The organism is Enterobacter cloacae complex sp. GYL001, from assembly GCF_049237125.1.
Taxonomy (GTDB): Bacteria; Pseudomonadota; Gammaproteobacteria; order Enterobacterales; family Enterobacteriaceae; genus Enterobacter; species Enterobacter hormaechei_C.
In genome coordinates, this window is sequence record NZ_JBMKGW010000013.1 from 1 (window position 1) to 15,775 (window position 15,775).

Genomic DNA, 15,775 nt, shown 5'->3' on the forward strand with positions numbered 1-15,775 from the left:
TGCTCTTCGGCTGGTTTACTTTGTGGGTCGGTTTGCTATTGGAACCAGCACCCTGCTTGGCTTCGCTGCGCAACAGTGCGTCAGCTTCCGGATCTGCACGCAGAATGCGCTCAATCGCGGATTCGAACGGTAACGGTTTGCCTTCACCGTCAACCAGAACTGCACGTTCTTTCTGACCGGCTGGCTTATCAAAGCCCACAACACTACCGTCTTCACCCACTTCGAAATGAGAGCCGTAGATAACGCGAGCCTTAGCCGGAGTCATCAGAACTTTGTCACGCAGGAAGGCAGAGCCGCTGAAGGAAGCGCCAACCGTCATTTCGACCAGTTGAGCCTTCAGTGCGGCGTTCTCGCTCTCCAGAGCGGAGTAGCGTTCGTCGCGCTGTGCCAGTTCAGCTTGGTGCGCTTCGATCATCTGCTTTTTCACAGCATCGAACTCACCACGGCGTTCCAGTTCAGCCTGCTCCGCCTCCCGACGTGCGGTTTCTGCGGCTTGTTCAGCTTCGAGAAGCTGGCGAGCACGCGCCGGGTCAATATCACCGTACTGAGCCAGCTGATCGGCCAATGTGCGCTCTTTCTCCTTGCGCTTCATGTTCTCTTTCAGCAGGTCAGCACCGGCTTTCTTGGACTTACGCAGTTCTGCCAGCAACTCTTCCTGAGTCATACCGGCATACTCGTCGTCGTCACCCTTCGGTTGCTCTTTTTGCTCGCCCTGTTTGCCTGGGTCTTGATTGCCCTGCTCATTGTCTCCAGCAGGAGCACCGCCACCAGCGCCTCCGCGCTCATGCGCTTCAGCTACATCCATCAGGCCACGACGGGCCATAAGCATTTGCCACAGATTCATAGAAATTCCTTTTCGTTACTTATCACTCGGTCTCTTGAGTAGATGAGTCCCCATTCCCTCGGGGTTGATCTTGCCCGCTTTCTTGGGCTGCATCTTGATCATAAGTAAGTACTGACTTATTTTCAAGGGTGTTAAGATCATTTTTTGGAGGAAATTTCAAGAGATCTTTTTGAAATTCCTTTTGCATCGCCTCGGAAATGTTCGGGAAGACCTTCTCGATGAGCATTTCCATCTGATGACGACGAACAGAATCAGGCGCCTGAAGCAGCGACAGTTTCTCGGCAACGGCAAACTCGTCAGTCAGACCGCGAATGTCGAAACTTTCCGGGTACGCGATCAGAGAGTGGTCTTCATCCAGTTCGACACCCATCCACTTCGCTGCCAGCTGCATCATCTGGCGCTCTGCCCTTTCGAGACGTTCTGCTTTCGTCACCAGCAGACTGTTAACACGCTGGAAGTCGTACATCTTCGCTGCGCCCGAAGAGTTATCGATGCCCTGTGCGTTATCCTGCTTGGTTCGCTCACCTGCCACGCCAACGGAATGGTAGATCTCGTTAATCACCGTCTTAATCGTGGTGATAATCATCTGGGCCTGTTTCGGGTCCGGAGACAGGTAGAATGGCTGATTACCGCTCTCAGAGTCGAAGGTGAAGACGCGCTTTGTCCCCATTTCAAGCACTTTGGTGTGGTTTTCATCGCCCGGCAGCAATGACTGAACCGGGATCGCCAGCTGGCTGAATGTCTGATCCTGAATAATCGCGTCAAGGTTCGACAGGTAGTTGGCCACGGCGCGATCAAGATAGGCAATATCGTCAATCAACGACGGGCTGAAATACGGAGACTCGCTTTCACCAATGCAATCCACCGGGAACACCGGCACCACGCCCAAATTATGCTGGCCGCTATCCTCCAGAACGACTTTGGCCTGACGGCGACCGCTATTTCCGGAACCTTTCTTCACTTCTTCACGGAACAGATACCACTCGTTTTGCGTCCACAGACGGTAACGCTGGTATTCCTGCCCGGTTGACGTGAACGGATCTTCGTCGTCGCGCGCGATTTCAACAATCAGCGCCCACAACATATTGCCGTCTTCATCCCAGGCAACATCAAGCAGCTGCTGCGGCGAAATCCAGTAAGCGTAGGCACGCGCATCATTTTTCTTCTCGTCTGCAACAGACTCAACATCGACGTTCATCGTGCTATCCACGACAACCCAGATACGGCCATAAATGGATGATTGCAGATCGATAGCCGCCATAAACGCATCGATGGAGGCGTTCTGGCGCGTGGCTCGCTTCCAGAAATTGCGGATCTGCTCCGGTGCTTCATCAGTGTTGCGGTGAATGACCTCTTTGAAGAGGTATTTGTTGATGAGGTTTACCACTTCGCGCGTATGGTTGAAGCGATAAGCGCGTTCCAGGCGCTCTTTGAACTCCTGATCGCCCTCTTTGAAGTAACGGAAGATATTGTCGTTGAACCAGGCACGCCCGCCAGCGTAGGTGCTGGCGAGGAAGTCCCAATGTTCTTTTTTCTTCTCATATTCAGGGTGGCGTCGTGCCACAAGGTCTTTGATTTGCTTGTCAGTCAATTCCATTTGCTTTTCCTTTTCGTTTAGGTAAGTACTTACCTATCTAGATCCGCCAAGAATAACACGATTTTTCACCGGATACCTACGATGAACCGGATAACCCAACGCATCCGCACTGTGTTCGATGCCGCCAGTCTTATCCATATCGCGTGAGCCTGGCTTGTAGATCACCTTCTCCAGCGAGTCGATGAGGTGTTTGCACTTCGGATCGATGTACAACCGGGTTTCGCCCGAGGCACTCATCAACATGCGGTTCACTGCGTTAACACGGTCTGCGATCGGCGGGTGCTTCTTCGGATAATCGACTCGCAGGAAACCTTTTTCCTTGAAGATATCGACGTCCGATTCACCGCGTGCGTGCTGGCGATACGCACCTGCCGGGTCAGGGAAGATTGTGACCTGAGACTTCCAGCGCCAGAAACGACGCTCCAGCTCATCACACACTTCAGCCGTGTTGGAAGAGAACAGCACAACCTCGTCCACGGCCCACAGCTCACCATTTGGCTGCGGCTGCAGGATGACCGATGACATAGGGTCGATGTTGAAGTCCTGACCAACCCAGATCGGCAGTTTCGGATTGAACTGGAGTGGCTTCACATGCACATTGCGGTCGAACGGGTAGTAAACGCGTCCGGACATGTTTTCGAAGCTGGCCAGGTATTCCTGCGCGAACGATTTAGGGTCCATATCGTTCTTCGCCGCTTCGATTTCCGCGCTCGGTACGAACGGAGAATCGGCCGTAACGAACTGCCAGCTCTTCCACTGCCCTTTGCGTTGCAAATCTTTGTTCTGACCGATAGTCCACAGCTTGTGGAACTCGGAGAAGCCTTTTGGCGTACCGATGATCAGCGCACCGCCACGGGTGGAGGACAGTGTCGGACGCAGTACCTTGTACCAGGTGTCCGGCTTCATATCCTGAAATTCATCGAGCACCACGAAGTGCAGTGCCACACCACGAAGCGTATCGGGCTTATCCGCACCTTTCAGCGCGATTTCAGAGCCGTTCTTCAGCACGATGGTCATCGTGGTGTCGTTTTTCTTACGAACCCATTTACGAGGCAGAACTTCCTGCAGGTCATCCCACAAGATCTGGCGAGCCATCTGGTAAGTCGGTGCGACGTACCAGACACGTTGCTTTTTCTCTTTGGCTGCCGCGCGGATGATGGTGGAGATCGACAACCGGGATTTACCCCAGCGTCGACCCGCACACACCACTTTGAAACGATGTGGCGACTGGAAGACTTGCATCTGCCCAGAATGCAGCTGTACGAGACTCAGAGACGACGGGATGGCCATAGTTAGACGCTCCCATCACTTTCATCACCAGACGCGTCAGAATCGCCCTCTGCTTCGCTCAGTGCTTCCTCTTCGAGTGACTCAAGCAGATCGTCATCAATCAGATCCGGCTCATCATCTTCCTTACGCAGCTGCGCCACCTGGGAAGGCGTAAGTTCGCCAAATACCAGGTTCGGGATTTCGTCTTCTTCGTTCTCAGCGCGATCCATACCGAGCGCTTTCGAGGATATTTCGAAGCACTTAGCGAGTGTGCCGCTGGCACGCTGGATACTCTTCAGGTCATCTTCGATGGTTGCGAGTGGCTTGCCGTCCTTCTTGGCTGTGGCCACCTCATGCATCACCATCCGACCGAGTGCGAATGCCCAATCGTCGTAACGAGTCCGGCGCTCTTCGATTTTCTCTGCGCGCGCCTTCGCACGCAGCTCTGCGTCGGATTTGAGCGACTCGCGCACCATCTTCCCAACGGAGTCCGCGCCTTTCTCTAATCCACGCTTTTTGAAATGTCTGGAGAGCGTTTCACGACGAATGCCGTACTCTTCCTCCAGCTTGGAGAGTGTGTATTCGCCGGAAGTCCACTTTGCTTCGGCTTCTGCCCACTCAGCTGGCGTCAGGCGAGTTTTGCTCTCGTCTTTTTCTACAGTCATAGATCCCTCTAAAACACTCAGAGCGCATCCTTGCGCTCCTAAACAACTTGTTTAATTCTGTGCCTAACCAATTTGTTTTCTGGGTGTTTAAAACCGGGCTGGGGAGTATTCAGAACCTGCTTCCGTATATATTTAATAAGTCACTTAGTATTTATATATACGGAAGCAGGCTCTCAAACTGGCTCCCAGACCGACTTACATCACCAGTAATTTGGCTCTGGCACGACCTAAAGTGGTCAGTCCCAGCGTGCGACGGTGGTAGCCGGAATCACCGCGCTGGCGGCACATTCCTTTCTCCACCAGCCCCTTTTTCACCAGTGCGCGGATAGAGAACTGCATACTCTGTTTGGTCGTTTTGTACGGCAGCACTTCAAGCAGCTCGTCCAGATCGAGCAGATGCCCACGCTCATGGCCTAAATTGATGGTTTTGATGATGTCTTTTTGTTTGTCGGTCAACGTCATGGCAAATCCTTATGCCGGTAATGCAATTTCAAGAGGTTTATTCAAAGGCTGTTTGTCGAATGCCAGCAGTGGCAGCGTGTCCGGCAGCTGACGACCAAAGTCCGGGTTTCGGTACACGCCATACAGCGGAGACGTGAAGCTCAGGTTGTGAATGTCCTTGAGCAGCTTCACGATGCTGGCCTCGTCCACCAGACTGTCGGCAATGTCCTGAATCGTCGTGCCACGATTACGCCCGGCTTTGGCCAGGGAACTGTTCTTGTGGTAGTCAGCGACCAGATCACGCAGCGCACGACGACGGCGAGACTCACTCATGGCGAACAGCTCTTTGACGATCGCTTCGTTGTCGCCAGGGTCGGAACGGAAATGACGCTGGAAGACGCGCAACGCACTCTCATAGCTCTTCGGACGCTCCGGACGGATGAACTGGAACCCTGCTTTCATGGCGAACGGGTTGTATTTGCTCATCGACGACTGGATCTCGATGATTGGCCGGTCGTGCATCCTGCTAACCAGGTTAATCATTCGATAGGAGACACCGACGCCGCGGTACTGAGTGTCCACAACGGAACGGCTGATCACCGCAAAGTTGTTGTTCACGTACCGACCCCAATACTGGTTGGCCACGGTGGTATTGGTGGTTGGCTTCAGCTTAGGAAACATGCGATGGCGAGGCGCCAGCAGCAGTTTCGGGTAAGCCATAACCACGACGCCCACCAGCCGGTCGTCCAGTTCGCAGCGATAATACGTTGGCGCGAACGGCTTACCATCCGTCTTGTAGTGCAGCGACTTCAGCGCGTGCCAGTCTTCAACCGTGCCTTTGGTAACGGTCATACGCTCCAGAAAGTCCAGATGACGCGGGAACTCTTCCGGGCGGTAGCGTTTGATGATGATGTCTGTCATGTCGATCACCTGCGCTCGATATTGGCATTGATGAAGTCCAGGCGAAGCGATTCCATCGCCCCGACCATGACGTATGGACGCCCACCGTTATGCCAGCAATCCAGAACACTGCCGTCGTTGTTGATCATCAGCAGCGCCAGGCTCTGGCTTTTGCCTTCTCTGGCGTACTGGAGTGCTTCTTCCAGCAGGCGGATGACTTCAACGTTGTTGTTGTCAGCCTCTTTCGATGGCTTCAGCTCTACGATCTTCAAATCAGGCATATTCCACCTTCACGCGTTCTTTGTAGTGCTTGGTGATCTGCATATCCGGGCGCAGCGCGTTCTTCAGGTCTTCGTGGGTCGTCGCCACCATTACCGTCGCACCAACCTTACGGGCGGCACGCTGGAGATTCGACGCCACAACCTGGGCGGTTACACGGTCGAGAACAGCGCCAAATTCGTCGGCTGCCCAGACTTTGGCGCCTGACTCGATCAGCTTGGCGATCTTGAGACGGTATTTCTGGCCGTCAGACATCTCGGATGGCTTACGCACAAAGAGATAGGCGTCATTCAATCCGGCCATAGACAGCAGCCCCAGCGCTTCGCTGGTGGTTTTGCCCAACTGGTCGATGACGTTAACCTCATTGTCGAAGGCAAAGTCATCGATGGAGGCTACAGGAAGCCCTTCATCCTTCATCTGGCGTTGCAGCTCGCGCAGCACAACAGATTTGCCGGAACCGGATTGGCCGGTGATGTACACCACATCGCCCTGCTTCACTTCCAGCTCCAGATTGTCGTAAAGCGTCCACTCTTTTTCGTCCAGGCCAAGACCGAACGATTCGGCAATCTCCAGCGTGCGCGTGGTTTTGTTCACGCGGGTCTGAAACGATACGTTGATGGTGTATTTGCTCATGCAGCCAGCTCCCCAGAAGAAACTTTCTCCGCATACGCCACGAAAGCGTCTACCCCGCTCTCCCCCGTGATTTCTTCCATGTGGGCAAGCAAATCCCCAACCACAATGGCAGAGCCAGCAGGGAGCGTTTTAAAGCCCAATACGTCGATGACGCGGACTTCTTCAGAGGCCACTTCGCGACTGATCTCGGTGTGCTCTTCTTTCTGGCGTTCCGTCTCTTCGCCCAGATCGAGCACCAGAGAGCCGGTTTCCATCTCTTCGGTCATGCTGCCGACAAGCACGTTCAGCTCGCGCTCCTCAAAACCGAAGACCTCGACGTCACCCAACACCAGGGATTCCAGTTCCTGCTGCAATTTGATAGCGTCGTAGTCAATACTGGCCAGGCGGTTGTCTTCCAGACGCTTCGCCTTCACTTCTTCTTCGCTCAGATCGTCGCGAACGATGACCGGCACACGCTCCAGACCAGCCAGAAGTGCAGCCTCACGACGACCGTGGCCAGTAATGATGACGTCATGCTTGTCGACCGTGATCGGCTGGTCAAAACCGCGCTTTTTGATGGCGGCCGCCAGGTCGCGGATCTGCTGTTCGTCATGTTTTTTGGCGTTCATCTCATACGGGATGAGTTCTACCGGGTTTCGATAGACGATTTCAAAGTTTTTGGTCATTACATACGCTCCTTGTAGTAGTCGACCAGCCACACCAGGGCTTCCCCGGCGTTCTCCATTTCGTTACCGGTATTGATTCCCTGCTCTTTGATGATGGTTTTGATGGTGTCGGCGACGCGATCTGACGCATCAAACGTCACTTTGAAGCGCATCGTCTGGTGTTCAGCGCCGACTCGCTCGGTTTTCTCGCGTTTGTCCTCATCGACCGGCTCGTCATCGCCACGGGAGAGCGCTTCCAGCGCTTCAAGATCGATAACGGACGCTTTGGCGAGTGTTGCCGCCATTTCGTCGTCATACGGGGCGATATCGGACAACCGGTAGTCGATTTCAGACTGGATTTCTTCGATTAAGCGCTGCAAAGCGACCTGATCGTCTTCGCCGTAGCGCTCGTTATCGACCAGGGACATCTGTTTGGCCACCAGGTCGTTAATTTTGCCCACGGAGATGACGGGAACCGTTGAAATGCCCTGCTCCATCGCGGCACGCCAGCGGTGTTCGCCACCGAGGATCTCAAAAACGCCCCCGTCCAGCTCCCGCGCCAGAATTGGCTTAAAAAAGCCCAATTTTTCGATAGAGCCTTTCAGTTTTTCGAAGTTTTGCGCCCCAACGGAGTTGGTATTCCAGGGATTCGGACGCAGGTTCGCGACTTCCACCTGCAGAATCGTAATTTTCACATCCATAATTCTGATACAATCCATTGTATAAGTACTTACTTACTATAATAGCCAATTACCATACAAAAGGCACGAAGGAAAGAGGTTTATGACAGTTCGGATTGTATCGAATGCAGTCAATGCGCTGATTTCTGGCGCTGATGACAACGTGAAACGGCTCGTTCAGGAGATGTTGAGCTATGAAGTGGAGGCTGGTGACTGGAAAGGAACCAGCACGATGTTCAACTGGAGCAAAAACGCGTTCCCGGCTGGGTTTGCGAAGCCGGTAGCGACCAACCTTCTGAAAGCTGGCATCAAATGCGTGCATGTGCGCAAGGAAAAAGCCCCCGCGCTGGGCAAGCCGAACCCGGTAGTTAACCCATTCCCGTATAACCCGGACTATGCGTATCAGGATCAGACTGTGGAAACACTGGTGCGCGAAGGGATGATGATTGCCCAGATTGCGACGGGTGGCGGTAAATCGAACGTAGCGTGTAAGGCAGCTGCTCGCATTGGTCGTATGACGCTGTTTTTAACCACGCGCTCGGTTCTGATGTTCCAGATGGCAGAGAACTTCCAGAAATCCATCGATTACCGCGCGGAGAATGGCGAGCCGTGGCTGAAAGGTCAGAAAGTTGGGGTGATTGGATCTGGTGAGTTCCAGGTCTCGCGCCATATCAACGTTGCCACGGTGCAGACCCTGGCCAGTTTTCTCGAAGAGCCACCGCGCGACGCATCACCTGAGAAAAAACAGTACCACCTGAAGCGCCGGGAACTGGTTAAGCGCTTTCTGTCCAGCGTTTCTCTGCTGATTCTGGAAGAGGCACACGAATCATCTGGTTCAAACTTCTACGATATCCCCCGGTTGTGCATCAATGCCGATTACCGTCTGGCGCTGACAGCTACGCCGTTCATGAGGGACTCGACCGAGGCAAATATGCGTCTCATGGCCGTTGCCGGCCGCATTGAGATAAAGGTAACGGAGAAATATTTGATCGATCGAGGTATTTTAGCGAAACCATACTTTCTATATCATAAAATCGCGTACACTCCAGACGAGGTGCGGATTAGGGCCGAACTTGCTTCGAAACACCTGAACTTTCGGGTTGGAATGAGTACGGCTTACCAGAAAGCCTATCAGTTAGGCATCGTTTACAATCTGGGCCGCAACGAGGCTATTGTGCGCGAAGCGTTAATGTACAAAAGTCACGGTCTGAACTGTATGACGCTGGTTCGTTTGAAGCGTCATGGTCAGATTTTGATGGAAATGATGAAGGAAAGCGGCTTGAAGGTCGATTTCATCTACGGAGAATCAAACCAGACTACCCGACAAGCAAAGCTCAACAGTCTGGCGGCAGGCAAGATAGATGTTCTGATTGGTTCAACCATTCTGGATGTTGGTGTCGACGTTCCAAGCGTAGGGGCGGTGATTCTGGGTGGTGGCGGCAAAGCCGAAGTTGAGATGCGCCAACGTGTTGGTCGCGGTCTTCGAGCCAAAAAGAATCAGGCTAACGTGTGCTTTATTACCGACTTTATCGACGTGAGCAACAAATATCTCATGTCGCATTCATATGAGCGGAAGCACATTATCGACACGACGCCTGGGTTTGCCGAGGGCGTATTGCCGGTGGGTAGCACATTCGATTTCACTGTTTTGAATAGAGAGTAAGCATGAGCGAGAAACGCGCTATACACTGCCAGGTTCAGTTAACCGAAAAAGCAAACGACAAGCTGGAAACCTTTCAGAATCGACTGCGTGAACGCAATATTAAGCTGTCAAAGGCAGACATCATCAATCTGGTGCTGTCCAACATGACGATGGCTGATTTTGATAAGGCAGCTACGTCATTAGAGGCTTCTGCAAAGGCCCGTGAAAAGGTCATGAAGATTTACGAATCCTCTGGCATGACCAAAGAAGATCTGGCCGATATCCTTAAACGGCTGCCGTAAACTTCCACTTTTTCCCCTCCTTTTAAAATTCATCATGTGCTCGTCCAGACACAAAGGAGCACATGATGAATTATTTAACCGAACTACCATTCGTTGATATTTTTGATGCAAAAAACAACAACGCTTTTTTCTGGCGCGTGAACAACCCGCTGGATTACAAATGCGGAGAGAAAAATGCACAAGAGTTCGTGAGATTTGTTGAGAACTATCCCTTCATGAATAACAGCAATGTTCTGTATCGGATCGCATGTGATATGAGCGACTCAGGTCTTATTAAGTCAGAATCTGCAAGAGGCTTCTTTAATACGCTAGATACATTTTTGACACCGAAGAGCAGTGAAGTAACTAAAACGAGAAGCAGAGTACGCCGCACCGTCAGTAATGTAGCTTTAGACATAGGGGTAACAAGCTTGAAACTTCTGAACTTTCTTGCTCTCCTAGGTTGGGTAGACAATGCAACTGTACAACCAAACAATGAAGCAATCGAAGAAGGCGTGTTACGTAGAAACAGCAAATCGCCATTTGGTTTTATTTTCACCGACAAGGGAGAGCGATTGATTAAGAGTAAATACAAAGCACTGGACAAATAACAACCGATGTGCTGGGATTATAAATTCCAGCACATGATATTATTTATTCTTCTGGCGGGACTTCGAAGTCGTCAAGTTTATATTTTTCGTTTCGAAGCAACTTAATTTCTTCTTCTGTGATGCAGTTTTCAGAGTCCACTTGTTCAAATTGGCACTGTTTGACTGCTGCGGGATAACCGGTATATGAAAGCCCCTTAACAGGTTCAAGTTCGCCTTTATCGCTCTTCCTGAATTTGTAAAAATCGGGAGTATCATAATTAGTGACACTTACAAAGGCATGCTTATCGTCCTCTCTTGCGTACACTTCACGGACACGCTTCGGTTCCCCCAACTCTCTGCTTACATATGATGAATCACTTGCGGCATCAAACACCGCTTTTCCTAAAGGAGTTTTTTTCAAATCATCTCGTTTTTCGCTTGCTCTTCTGAATTCATCTTCTTTTTCTAAATAGCGTTTCACGCCATTGTCAATACATGCCAGACTTTGTCGTTCAAAAAGCAATCGCTCTTTTAATGAGCTAGTGGTATTATTAATTGCAACATTCGTTATCGGCTCACGTTCGCGAATATCAAAGATGTACGCATTAAATTCAGTCGCGCCTGTATAGGCGCTCAAGGCATTTTTTCCATTCACCTCGCCGCATACCATATATGAGTGACTATTGTCACCTAGCTGAAGCGCTCGCATATTGGTGAACCGGCCCGAATCTGGATCTAAAAGCGTAGAACGAACTTCCTTTTCAACAAGATTTATAGCTCGCTCCTCAGCAGAATCACAACCTGTTAACAATATAGATGCCGCCATTAGTCCCAATGCGTATTTTTTATTCACATCTCCCTCCATAAGCCTTATTTCATTATCAGCTTAACAATATCAACTCGGCAGAAAGTACAGTTGGTCTGTATACGTATCAGATAGATGTATATAATGACTAAAAAAGACATAAAAAGGTAGACTATGATTACATATGGAGTCCCTGCAGAGGTCTGGCCCAGAGACTATTCGAATGTGGAACATACCTTGATGTTCTGGAGAGCACGCTCTGTTCCTGTAAAGGTCACGATGGAAGATGGACAAGTGTTCAACATGTACATACAGGGAACACTACCATCACGCAACAAACTCGATCTTTCTCCCGCTCCAAGAAACAAAGAGCATCGAGTTCGTCTTCCTATTGAGAGAGTTAGCACCATTGAAACAATTATACCTCCAGAAGTAGAGGACGGCTTTACGGGCAGACTTACCATACATCCGGACTACGGGAACAACCAGCCATCTCGCCGCGACTTCTTCAGAATTTGTCGTCAGGCTCATGAAACGCAGAAGTCTATAAGGGTTTACATGGCGGATGGCCGTGAAATTGAGGGAGTGTCGTTAGGCGTTGACGCTTGTCAGGTGACGATGAGAATCGGAGAACGCGTAAGAATGATTGCTCTCTTCGATTGGGTCGAACGGATTTTACCGTTTTAAATCTATAAGGGTAATAACCGGCTAAGTCCGGTTATTATTTTATGTGTCACTTCCCATTATAATTATTTCCCCTAATCCCGATTCCGTTTTAAATATATAAGGGTAATTGACCGAATAGATAATTTATTTAGGCTACACCTTCGAGAAAATGCGTTTTATTTCTAAGACATTGATTTTTATTGAAGAAAAAATTTTTACGTTCCCTCGTAAAAAACTCTTGATTTTAATTTTTGAATATCGATAATTAGTCACATCGAAAGCGAACACGCCAACGATAGAAAGAAATATATTTTCTGATTTAATCTAAGGATTCATATCATGTCTAACATTGCCATCTCTAAAAAATCTATCATCGACGCTGCTGTTGTTATCGCTAATGAATTGCAAGTTGCAGCCAACAACGCTACTCAGACTTATAACAATCATTATCAGAATGGTACGCACACAAAAGCAGATAAAGCTAACATGCTTGCAGCGACTACCAAACTTGCATACTTCACCAACAACGTTTTAAACGCTGTTAATGATGAGAAATTAGCTGGTGTCTTTTACTACGCGATTAAAGCAAGCAAACAAGCGCCAGAAGTGTTTTTCCGCGAAGCTATGACCAATAGCTATTCACTCGAAAAATTGGTTTATCTGGTTAAATCTATCAAGTCTGGTAAATGCGTTTATTCAGTCGCTGATATGTCCGGATCTCGCGTATTCGCATTAATCGAAATGATTAATGATGAAATGGAGACATTCACAAATGGCGCTGTATTCGATTTAATGAATGAAGCTAAAAAAGCATGTGAGATTAAATTAGACGCTGGCTACACTCAAGCCAATCAGCTTATCAATTTGTGTGAACGTCTCGGACTGGTCGAGAAAATCAAAGGAATGGGCGCTGCTAAAAACGGATCGCAACAATATCGCTTTATCAAGAATGATTTTTATAACTATCTGGCTGATGCTTTCAAAGCGTAATTAGATGGATATAGCGCCCACTATGGGCGCTAGTTTTAAGGATAAAAATCATGATTAGTTATGACCAGATCCGCGCGGAATATCGCGCAAAATATCGCGCTTATAAACTTGAATTAATCGACGACTTAAAAGCGCAACGTGACAAATTAAATTTTACGTTTTCTGATTTGCTTAACAGTAAAAGAGACTGTAAGCGCAAGCGTGAATATTTGCGCTTGTCTGAAATGATCGGAAAACTGCAAAACAGCATTTAAACAAAAGCGCCCACTATGGGCGCTTTTTTCGTTTCAAGATCCGCACACCATAACGCGCCATTGTTGGCGCGTTTTTTATTGTCTGAAGTCAGCCAAAACAGACCCAAAATAAGCGCCATAAATGCGCCAATTTAACGCGTTTTTATGTGTGGTGGTATATGCCCATTAACCACAAAAAAAAACACGTTATAGCGCGTTTTACAGCGTTTTAGCGCGTGGATTATTTTGTCGTGTCGTGGGCGTGATCGTCTGGCGATAGCTGGCGACGTGATCCGCGCTATCCTTCGGGACGTGTCGGCAATGTTGGCGCTATCCGTGGGCGCTCGCGTATCATTGGCACGTTGGCGCGACGTGTACGCGCTTGCAGTGGTTTACCCACGGATTCACATAATCACATAGCGAAAGCTATCTGGATGGCTCAGGGGCTGAAACCCCACCAGCGCTACCCCAGCGCCCCTGCGACATTTTCTGGCAGGATTCTGGGCTTCTCCCGCTCTGTTTTCTACATAAAGGCAAACCCAGCCGTTTCCCGAAAATTCCCTGGCCGTTTCCCTTCGGTTCCCCGGAAAGCTCTCTGGCCGTTTCTAAAATTCCCTGCGGCAGCTGGTGGACGAAAAGAAAGGGGCGTTTCCAGCCCCTCCCCTCTTACTTGCCAGTCAGGATGTGAATACGGTTCTTTCCGTACACCTCTTTCACGTAGTCCCCGCACGAGACACTCCACGAGTCGATTCCTGCTTCGTAGGTGACGTTTTTGCACTTGATGGCATTGTTGGCGATACGCATCCCCTCCCCCACTGCTTCCTGTTCGCTGAAGTCGAACCCGGATTCTGTTTTAACCCATAGCGCGATCTGCGTGGCGAACTCGATGAGTTTTGACTGGCAGAAGCGACCGCTGCGTACCGGGAAGATGAATACGCCAAATCCCGAAGTGGAGACATACGCTTTTTCAAATACGCGTTTATGGCGACGGTTGCAGATAATGTCATTGGTGATCTGCTGTTTCTCTTTCCCGGACAGCTCGATGGTTACATTGTCACGCCAGGCGCCCAGCACGCTTTTCTCGTCATCAGAGAACGTCACAGAAATATGGCCATGCGCAGGGGTGTTAACAGTAGCGATAAAGTTCATGGTGATAATCCTTTAAACAACTTGTTTTCTTGTTGGTTTAATTATCGCTACGCGCATAAGGCGTCCAAGCGTTCTGTTCCGGCAGCTGGTGGCCGGCAGGGAGTCGGAGGGTTGTTCGGTAGCCTGGCGGTAAGAGGTGGGTGTTTTTAGCCTGCGGGGAACAGGATGGTCATTTAAGGCCACCAGCATGTGTGGCCTCGTTCTCTTAGTGGAGCAAACCGACGTCGATGGTATCGCCGGAGCCATCCACGCGGATCATCAGCATGGCGAAGGCATTTAATGGGTAGCCTGCGTGCCAGTCCGGGAAGCGGTCATCGCGCATGAAGTCGGCAATATCATAAACGCTGTCCTCAAAGCGGAAGAAGCGGGCATCATATTGTTCGTCATGTTCAACGTGATCCATTTCCTGCTGTTCTTCCGGCGACAGGTCGAGCCAGGATTCCAGCCATACGTTTTCAGCTTTAGGGGAGATAGTGAAATCGGTCATGTGCATATCCTCCATGCGTAAACATCTTGTTTTCTTGTTGGTGTAATTATCGCAATGTGGATAAGGCAAAAAACATTTTGTTATCGGGAATAAGAAAATGGCGCGGGGTACGCGCCATTGGAGGGATTAAGCGAATACGCTTTCCGGGATGTAGTTTTCAACCGGCTCGTTGGACACGATGCGCAGACCGTATTGTCCAAGCCAGGTGTTGATCGGGTTCAAGTGGGAGGTGTACAGCTCGTCTGCTTTCACCATCATCTTCTCAAACATCTCTTTGTTTACGCCGCGGAAATACGTTTCCAGTTTCAGCAGCATTGGTTCGGATGCGTTGCTGATGCTCTGGAAGCCTACGGTGTACACCCCATCCTCTTCTGTCCCGGTGCGGATCAGGGTGGTGGTGAGCACTTCAGTCCCGTTCGTGCTGTCACGCAGAATAGCGGTCAGTTTTGCAACTTTTCCGCCTGAGGTTGTTTCTGACGCATAGTACAAATCAAGAACCAGGTTTTCACGAATTACAGTCATTTTTGGTCTCCCTGTTGTTGACCTGATTATATTATTGTCATAGGTAAGCACTTACAATACAGGTAAGCAAAAAAGCCCCGAAGGATGGACGGGGCTGTCGTAGGGACGACTAATCGCTTTTGCACATGTCAGGCTGTCGCCAGGAGAGAGGCACGCTGGATTTCTTGCTGGGCTACTTTGTTCGCTTCCAGTAGCGCCTGTTCCAGCTCTCCTTCCGGCCAGATGATCTGTTTTGCCATCCACCCTCTTCCACTCTGGCGACGCACACTCATTACGTAACGCGTGCGGGAACCATTGTCGAACGAGACCAGCGTCTCTTTGAACAGGCGAATGGCAGTGCCGTTGGCGATGATATCGAGCAGGGTCAGCTGGCTCATTACGGTTGGTTTTTCTTTACGTGGCTGGCCCGCGCTCAGTTTGGTGATCATCGCGTTTTTCATAATTCACTCCGTAAACAA

General features: G+C 50.1%; 20 protein-coding genes and 1 pseudogene. 6 read left to right on the forward strand and 15 right to left on the reverse strand.

Features of this window, described 5'->3' with window-relative positions; all coding sequences use genetic code 11:
* From ACOTWU_RS19135 to ACOTWU_RS19180, 10 genes and pseudogenes are all read right to left on the reverse strand, one after another.
* Window positions 1-844 (reverse strand): DUF6651 domain-containing protein (locus ACOTWU_RS19135; protein ID WP_421625791.1); only part of this gene is annotated, 844 nt, incomplete at its 3' end.
* Between the two features lie 22 nt (window positions 845-866).
* Window positions 867-2,441, reverse strand: coding sequence for a hypothetical protein (locus ACOTWU_RS19140; RefSeq protein ID WP_058672000.1), 1,575 nt, complete (start codon window positions 2,439-2,441; stop codon window positions 867-869).
* A gap of 33 nt (window positions 2,442-2,474) precedes the next feature.
* The gene (locus ACOTWU_RS19145) at window positions 2,475-3,731 is read right to left on the reverse strand and encodes a phage terminase large subunit (protein WP_002211787.1); all 1,257 of its coding nucleotides are present in this window, start codon (window positions 3,729-3,731) and stop codon (window positions 2,475-2,477) included.
* A 2-nt stretch (window positions 3,732-3,733) separates the two neighbouring features.
* Window positions 3,734-4,375 carry a hypothetical protein gene (locus ACOTWU_RS19150; protein WP_048228593.1) on the reverse strand — a complete coding sequence of 214 codons (642 nt, stop codon included), beginning with the start codon at window positions 4,373-4,375 and terminating at the stop codon, window positions 3,734-3,736.
* Window positions 4,376-4,570: 195 nt separating this feature from the next.
* Window positions 4,571-4,837 carry a hypothetical protein gene (locus tag ACOTWU_RS19155; protein ID WP_000176291.1) on the reverse strand — a complete coding sequence of 89 codons (267 nt, stop codon included), beginning with the start codon at window positions 4,835-4,837 and terminating at the stop codon, window positions 4,571-4,573.
* Between the two features lie 9 nt (window positions 4,838-4,846).
* Window positions 4,847-5,737, reverse strand: coding sequence for a hypothetical protein (locus tag ACOTWU_RS19160; protein WP_002211789.1), 891 nt, complete (start codon window positions 5,735-5,737; stop codon window positions 4,847-4,849).
* 5 nt (window positions 5,738-5,742) lie between these two features.
* The gene (locus ACOTWU_RS19165) at window positions 5,743-5,997 is read right to left on the reverse strand and encodes a hypothetical protein (RefSeq protein WP_001113021.1); all 255 of its coding nucleotides are present in this window, start codon (window positions 5,995-5,997) and stop codon (window positions 5,743-5,745) included.
* Window positions 5,990-6,628, reverse strand: a complete 639-nt coding sequence (locus ACOTWU_RS19170) for an ATP-binding cassette domain-containing protein (protein ID WP_045339217.1) — start codon at window positions 6,626-6,628, stop codon at window positions 5,990-5,992. Before ACOTWU_RS19170 ends, ACOTWU_RS19165 begins: the two co-directional genes overlap by 8 nt.
* Entirely contained in the window at window positions 6,625-7,293 is a 669-nt protein-coding gene (locus ACOTWU_RS19175; RefSeq protein WP_042863541.1) for a ParB/Srx family N-terminal domain-containing protein, read from the reverse strand. The genes ACOTWU_RS19170 and ACOTWU_RS19175 overlap by 4 nt, the downstream gene beginning before the upstream one ends.
* Window positions 7,293-7,996: pseudogene (locus ACOTWU_RS19180) on the reverse strand (ParB/RepB/Spo0J family partition protein). The gene ACOTWU_RS19175 and the pseudogene ACOTWU_RS19180 overlap by 1 nt, the downstream one beginning before the upstream one ends.
* 59 nt (window positions 7,997-8,055) lie before the next feature.
* On the opposite strand from ACOTWU_RS19180, the gene ACOTWU_RS19185 reads away from it, so the two are divergent.
* From ACOTWU_RS19185 to ACOTWU_RS19195, 3 genes are all read left to right on the forward strand, one after another.
* The gene (locus tag ACOTWU_RS19185; protein ID WP_252000960.1) at window positions 8,056-9,615 is read left to right on the forward strand and encodes a DEAD/DEAH box helicase; all 1,560 of its coding nucleotides are present in this window, start codon (window positions 8,056-8,058) and stop codon (window positions 9,613-9,615) included.
* 2 nt (window positions 9,616-9,617) lie between these two features.
* The gene (locus ACOTWU_RS19190) at window positions 9,618-9,896 is read left to right on the forward strand and encodes a hypothetical protein (protein ID WP_039264874.1); all 279 of its coding nucleotides are present in this window, start codon (window positions 9,618-9,620) and stop codon (window positions 9,894-9,896) included.
* Window positions 9,897-9,958: 62 nt separating this feature from the next.
* Complete coding sequence (locus tag ACOTWU_RS19195; RefSeq protein WP_126527278.1) at window positions 9,959-10,486, forward strand: hypothetical protein; 528 nt, start codon at window positions 9,959-9,961, stop codon at window positions 10,484-10,486.
* A 43-nt stretch (window positions 10,487-10,529) separates the two neighbouring features.
* Here ACOTWU_RS19195 and ACOTWU_RS19200 read toward each other — a convergent pair whose 3' ends face one another.
* Window positions 10,530-11,318 carry a hypothetical protein gene (locus ACOTWU_RS19200; RefSeq protein ID WP_126527277.1) on the reverse strand — a complete coding sequence of 263 codons (789 nt, stop codon included), beginning with the start codon at window positions 11,316-11,318 and terminating at the stop codon, window positions 10,530-10,532.
* Window positions 11,319-11,444: 126 nt separating this feature from the next.
* On the opposite strand from ACOTWU_RS19200, the gene ACOTWU_RS19205 reads away from it, so the two are divergent.
* The 3 genes from ACOTWU_RS19205 to ACOTWU_RS19215 all read left to right on the forward strand — a co-directional run bounded on the left by ACOTWU_RS19205 (window position 11,445) and on the right by ACOTWU_RS19215 (window position 13,180).
* On the forward strand, window positions 11,445-11,957 hold the full coding sequence (locus ACOTWU_RS19205; protein WP_048228561.1) for a transcriptional regulator: 513 nt from the start codon (window positions 11,445-11,447) through the stop codon (window positions 11,955-11,957).
* Window positions 11,958-12,275: 318 nt separating this feature from the next.
* Complete coding sequence (locus ACOTWU_RS19210) at window positions 12,276-12,926, forward strand: hypothetical protein (protein WP_048228562.1); 651 nt, start codon at window positions 12,276-12,278, stop codon at window positions 12,924-12,926.
* Between the two features lie 50 nt (window positions 12,927-12,976).
* Window positions 12,977-13,180 carry a hypothetical protein gene (locus tag ACOTWU_RS19215; RefSeq protein ID WP_016051712.1) on the forward strand — a complete coding sequence of 68 codons (204 nt, stop codon included), beginning with the start codon at window positions 12,977-12,979 and terminating at the stop codon, window positions 13,178-13,180.
* Between the two features lie 645 nt (window positions 13,181-13,825).
* Here ACOTWU_RS19215 and ACOTWU_RS19220 read toward each other — a convergent pair.
* From ACOTWU_RS19220 to ACOTWU_RS19235, 4 genes are all read right to left on the reverse strand, one after another.
* Window positions 13,826-14,308 carry a hypothetical protein gene (locus tag ACOTWU_RS19220; RefSeq protein ID WP_042863538.1) on the reverse strand — a complete coding sequence of 161 codons (483 nt, stop codon included), beginning with the start codon at window positions 14,306-14,308 and terminating at the stop codon, window positions 13,826-13,828.
* A 205-nt stretch (window positions 14,309-14,513) separates the two neighbouring features.
* Window positions 14,514-14,795 (reverse strand): hypothetical protein, encoded by a 282-nt coding sequence (locus ACOTWU_RS19225; RefSeq protein WP_042863537.1) that lies wholly within the window; start codon window positions 14,793-14,795, stop codon window positions 14,514-14,516.
* A 126-nt stretch (window positions 14,796-14,921) separates the two neighbouring features.
* Window positions 14,922-15,317 (reverse strand): hypothetical protein, encoded by a 396-nt coding sequence (locus tag ACOTWU_RS19230; protein ID WP_048228564.1) that lies wholly within the window; start codon window positions 15,315-15,317, stop codon window positions 14,922-14,924.
* A 128-nt stretch (window positions 15,318-15,445) separates the two neighbouring features.
* Window positions 15,446-15,757 (reverse strand): hypothetical protein, encoded by a 312-nt coding sequence (locus tag ACOTWU_RS19235; RefSeq protein ID WP_006812530.1) that lies wholly within the window; start codon window positions 15,755-15,757, stop codon window positions 15,446-15,448.
* Between the last annotated feature and the right edge of the window lie 18 nt (window positions 15,758-15,775).